The sequence below is a fragment of the Streptomyces sp. IBSBF 3136 genome (assembly GCF_036815105.1).
In the GTDB taxonomy this organism is placed as follows: Bacteria; Actinomycetota; Actinomycetes; order Streptomycetales; family Streptomycetaceae; genus Streptomyces.
In genome coordinates this window covers 1-1,441 of record NZ_JAJSZC010000452.1, presented here as the reverse complement: position 1 = coordinate 1,441, position 1,441 = coordinate 1, and the positions used below count along the sequence as shown (strand labels likewise).

The following is a 1,441-nucleotide window of genomic DNA, read 5'->3' as shown; positions in this document are numbered from 1 at the left end:
GGCCCGCACACGCGCCCGCGGGCACCGGGCCCGCCGGCCCGGCCCCCCGGCCAAGGCGGCCATCCCCCTCCTGCTGCTGGCGCTGGCCTGTTACGCCGTGGGCTTCTGGGCGCTGGCCCGCGTCTGAGCCCGCCGGGCCGCCACCGTCCACACGCCCAGCACCAGCAGCAGCGCGGTCCCGGTGCCGATCCCGCCGGCCGCGAGCGCCTTCATCGCGGTGCCGTCGCCCCCCGCGCTCCCGGTGACCGCGGCCGCGCGGTCCTGCTCGGTGACCGTGAAGACATCCGCCGGCCGGGGCCGGCCCGCGTAGCCGGGGCCGTCGTGCGCCCGACCGTCGATCCGCACCCGCAGGGTCACCGTGAACGGCCCGGACCCGAAGGTGTCGGTCATCCGCTCGCTGAGGTGCACGACCAGGTAGTACGCGCCGGCGAAGCGCACCGCGCTCTCCCCGGTGAGGACGGCGTACCGGTTGGCGTACTCCACGGGCGGCAGCGGGTCGAGGGCGGCGCTCCGCGCCGTGCCGGTGTAGCCGAGTGAGACGTCGTCGACGTGCCCGCGGACGGGGTTGTAGAGCGAGAGGTTCAGCGCGCCGACGACATAGCCGTGCCCGCCGGCGGTGCCGCCCAGCTCAGCCACCGCGTGCACCCGGCGCCCCCAGTCGAGCGGCACCCTGTAGAACAGCGTTCGGCCGGGGGCGATACGGGACCGCCAGACCCCCTGACCCAGCGGTCTGGCCCAGGCGAACCCGGCGCCGCCGGCCCGCTCCCGTGGCTCGCCGGGCAGGGGTTCGGGAGAGGCGGAGTCCCAGGTCCGGGGCGCGGCCGTGGCCCCGGCACGCGCGGGGCGCGGCTCGATGACGGGGGCGATCTCCAGGTCCCAGGTCCGCCCCGAGCCCGCGGCGGCAGATTCCCCTGCGCCTGCCGGACTCCCGGAGTCCAGCCGTTCCACCAGCAGGTAGTACGTCCCCGCCCCCTGGCACGATGTCCGGCCGGCCTCGCGCTGCCCGAGGGCCGTGACGGGACGCGGGCTCAGCGCGCCGCCGAAGCGGGCGGCGGCGTACGAGCACGACCCGCCGTGCGCGTCGCGGACGGAGACCCGGATGCCGTCGGTGGCGGACACGGTGGCGTGGGCGGGGGGTACGGCGGTGACGGGGACGTACGCCGTGGTCGTACGGTCGAGGTCGAGACGGTAGTAGAGGCGGCCGTTGGCGGGGAGGGAGCCGCGGTAGGTCCGGCCCGGTTCGAGCCGGGGAGCGTCGGCGGTGCCCGCCGTACCCGTGACCGGCACGGCGCCCGGGGCGAAGGCGTACGTCGCGGGTCCGTCGGCGGCCGCGGTCGCGCCCGGCAGCGCGGCCACGGCACACAGCACGGCCGCGACGACCGCCGCCCGGACGGCTCCCCCGGGCCGGCCGCCCCGCCCGCCCCCCCCCCCCCCCCCCCCC

At 78.4% G+C, this 1,441-nt stretch carries 1 protein-coding gene; it reads right to left on the bottom strand.

Going from position 1 to position 1,441, the window contains the following annotated elements:
• Positions 1–90: 90 nt before the first annotated feature.
• Entirely contained in the window at positions 91–1,368 is a 1,278-nt protein-coding gene (locus tag V7E45_RS40115) for a hypothetical protein (RefSeq protein WP_333779223.1), read from the bottom strand.
• Positions 1,369–1,441 lie beyond the last annotated feature (73 nt).